This is a genomic window from Streptomyces sp. NPDC048349 (assembly GCF_040651925.1).
GTDB lineage: Bacteria > Actinomycetota > Actinomycetes > Streptomycetales > Streptomycetaceae > Streptomyces.
On record NZ_JBEZLA010000139.1, the window covers coordinates 1 to 3,578 of the forward strand.

Below are 3,578 nucleotides of genomic sequence, written 5' to 3' on the forward strand. Positions count from 1 at the left end.
ACGATCGCCTGGTGCTTCATCTTGGCCATGTCCGAGGCCATGATGATGTCCTTGTTGCCCGTGGTCGTGATGAAGATGTCCGCGGTCTCCACCACGTCGTCCAGCGTGGCGACCTGGTAGCCGTCCATCGCCGCCTGCAGCGCGCAGATCGGGTCGATCTCGGTGACGATGACCCGCGCACCCTGGCCGCGCAGCGACTCCGCACAGCCCTTGCCGACGTCGCCGTAACCGCAGACCACGGCCACCTTGCCGCCGATCAGGACGTCCGTGGCACGGTTGATGCCGTCGATCAGCGAGTGGCGGCAGCCGTACTTGTTGTCGAACTTCGACTTCGTCACCGCGTCGTTCACGTTGATCGCCGGGAAGAGCAGGGAGCCCTCGGCCATCATTTCGTAGAGGCGGTGGACACCGGTGGTGGTCTCCTCCGTCACGCCGCGGATCTCGGACGCGAGCTGCGTCCACTTCTGCGGGGCCTCGCCGAGGGTGCGGTTGAGGAGCGTGAGGATGTGGGCGTACTCCTCGGAGTCCGCGGTGGACGGGTCCGGGGCCGCGCCGGCCTTCTCGAACTCGACGCCCTTGTGGACGAGGAGGGTGGCGTCACCACCGTCGTCGAGGATCATGTTCGGGCCGCCGGTGGGGGTGTTCGGCCAGGTCAGCGCCTGCTCCGTGCACCACCAGTACTCCTCCAGCGTCTCGCCCTTCCAGGCGAAGACCGGGACGCCCTGCGGGTTCTCCGGGGTGCCGTTCGGGCCGACCGCGATGGCGGCGGCGGCGTGGTCCTGGGTGGAGAAGATGTTGCAGGAGGCCCAGCGGACCTCCGCACCGAGGGCGACCAGGGTCTCGATCAGGACGGCGGTCTGCACGGTCATGTGCAGGGAGCCGGTGATGCGGGCGCCGGCGAGGGGCTGGGCTTCCGCGTACTCGGCGCGGATCGACATCAGGCCGGGCATCTCGTGCTCGGCCAGCGTGATCTCCTTGCGGCCGAAGGCGGCGAGGGAAAGGTCTGCGACCTTGAAGTCCATGGGTGCTGCTCCTCATGGTTCGAGAGGGTGGGTACGGCTGAGCCGTGCGCCTGCCGTGCGTGAGCAGGAAGCGGCGCACCGAGCACAGTCCGTCGGGGGCCCTCTCTCCCCTCGGCCGGTCACGAGGACCGCCCGACCGCCATCAGCAGCGACGCCTGACACTGATGACGAATCTACACCGATCGGCGCAGCGTCCCCCAGTTGGCAGCGGGACAAGTTGCGGGCGGGATTCGGGTCTTCCGGTCGACGCGTTCAGGGCGTTTCGGACTTTTGATCCATCCCTTGCCCGGGGAAGGATGCCGAGTGGATCGGAAGCACGTGCACGACGGCGCGATCCCGCAGGCCGCCACGGCGTAAGGAGATGTCACGTGACCAGTCCGGCAGGCCCTCCCGTCGGCGGGGGCGCGAGCGGGCCCAGGCGTCTGAAGCTGCTCGCCGTCACCGCGTGCCCCACCGGGATCGCGCACACCTACATGGCTGCGGAGAAGCTCCAGCAGGCCGCCGACCGGCTCGGCATCGACTTGAAGGTGGAGACGCAGGGCTCCATCGGGGCCGAGAACGTCCTGTCTGACAACGATGTCGCGGAGGCGGACGGCATCATCATCGCCGCCGACAAGGAGGTCGACCGCGAGCGCTTCGCGGGCAAGCGGGTCCTGTCCACCGGGGTCGCGGACGGCATCCACAGGCCGCAGGAGCTGATCGAACGCGTGCGGAGCGCTCCGGTGCAGGCGGGTACGGCCGGGGGTACGGGCGGGAGCGGGGCCGGGGGCTGCGGCCGGCAGCGCGGCACCGCGTACAAGGCCCTGATGAACGGCGTCTCGCACATGATCCCCTTCGTGGTCGTGGGCGGGCTGCTGCTGGCCGTCTCGATCGCGCTCGGCGGTCATTCCACGCCCGCGGGCATCGAGTTCGACAAGGACTCCTTCTGGTTCTACGTCAATGCCCTGGGCGGTCTCGGCTTCAAGCTGATGCTGCCGATCTTCTCCGGCTACATCGCCCATGCGCTCGGCGACCGGCCCGCCCTGGTACCGGGCATGATCGGCGGCTTCCTCGCCGCCGACGGCGTCACCCTCTACGGGGCCGATGCGAACGCCGGGTTCCTGGGAGCGATCGCGACGGGCTTCCTGGCGGGCCATCTGGTCGTCTGGATCAAGAAGGTCAAGGTTCCCCGGTTCGTCCGGCCGATCATGCCGATCATCGTGATCCCGATCCTGTCGACGCTGGCGCTCGGCCTCTTCTACATCTACGTGATCGGCAGGCCCATCTCCTGGGTGTTCACACACCTGACGAACTGGCTGAACGGGATGACCGGCTCCAGTGCGATCGTGCTCGGCGCGCTGATCGGCCTGATGATCGCCTTCGACATGGGCGGCCCGGTCAACAAGACGGCCTTCCTCGTCGCGGTGGGGCTCATCGGCACGAACAACGCCGTCATGGGCATGGCCGCCGCCGCGATCCCGGTCATGCCGCTCGGCCAGGGCCTGGCGACGCTGCTGCGCCGCAGGCTCTACTCCGACCAGGAGCGGGAGACGGGTGTCGCGGCGCTGTTCATGGGCTTCTTCGGCATCTCCGAAGGTGCCATTCCGTTCGCCGCCGCGCGGCCGGCGCAGGTCATTCCGGCCAACATGCTCGGCGGGGCGGTGGCCGGTGCGGTCGCGGGCCTGTCCGGGGTGGAGGACTCGGTGCCGCACGGCGGTCCGATCGTCTCGCTGTTCGGAGCCGTCAGCGGGGTCGCGATGTTCTTCGTCGCGATCGCGGCGGGCACGGTCGTCACCGCGCTGACCACGAACGCGCTGATCCAGATCAAGCAGCGCAGGGACGGCGGGAGCGCGCGGCCGCTGCCCGCCCCCGAGCCGGCCCTGGCCGGTGCGGGCGCGGGTGCCGGTGCAGGCGCAGGCGTGGGCGGCGGAGCGGGCGCGGGTGCTGCCGACGGCACTGCGGGCGCGGCGGCCGTGCGGGCGCGGGCCGCGGATCGGGCGGCCGCGGCAGCCGCCCCGGCCGCCGGGCGGCCGGAGGCGCTCTCCGGGTACCTGACGGAGCGGACGGTGAAGACGGAGCTGGTCTCCCGGGACAAGGAGGCGGCGATCCGCGAGATGGCGGAGCTGCTTGCCTCCACCGGCAACGTCCGGGACGTGGACGAGCTCGTACGGGTCGCTCTGGCCCGCGAGGCGCAGGGGACGACCGGCCTGGGCGAGTCGATCGCGATCCCGCACGCCAAGACCGACGCGGTGACCCGGCCCACGGTGGGCTTCGCCCGGTCCGGCGAGGGCATCGAGTGGGGCGCCCTGGACGGGACCAAGGCCCGGCTGGTCTTCATGGTCTCGGTCCCGGAGGCCGCGGCGGGGGACGAGCACCTGCGGATCCTGGCGCTGCTGGCGCGCAAGCTGATGGACGCCGGTTTCCGCGAGCGCCTGCAGAGCGCTCCGGACGGGCCGGCGATCCTGGAGGTGCTGCGCGAGATCCCCTAGGGGGTGTCTGACGGAGGTCCGTGGTGAAGGAGCGGTGTCCGGTGCGTGCTCTCGGCGTGCCGGCCGGATGCCCCCGTACTGGACGTAC

2 protein-coding genes are annotated in these 3,578 nt (G+C 70.5%); one reads left to right on the forward strand and one right to left on the reverse strand.

Annotated elements, in window-relative coordinates; translation table 11 throughout:
- Positions 1-1,022: adenosylhomocysteinase (locus AB0D44_RS34235; protein ID WP_362598778.1), on the reverse strand; the 1,022-nt coding region annotated here is incomplete at its 3' end.
- A gap of 368 nt (positions 1,023-1,390) precedes the next feature.
- Here AB0D44_RS34235 and AB0D44_RS34240 point away from each other — a divergent pair.
- Positions 1,391-3,490 carry a fructose-specific PTS transporter subunit EIIC gene (locus tag AB0D44_RS34240; protein ID WP_362598781.1) on the forward strand — a complete coding sequence of 700 codons (2,100 nt, stop codon included), beginning with the start codon at positions 1,391-1,393 and terminating at the stop codon, positions 3,488-3,490.
- Positions 3,491-3,578 lie beyond the last annotated feature (88 nt).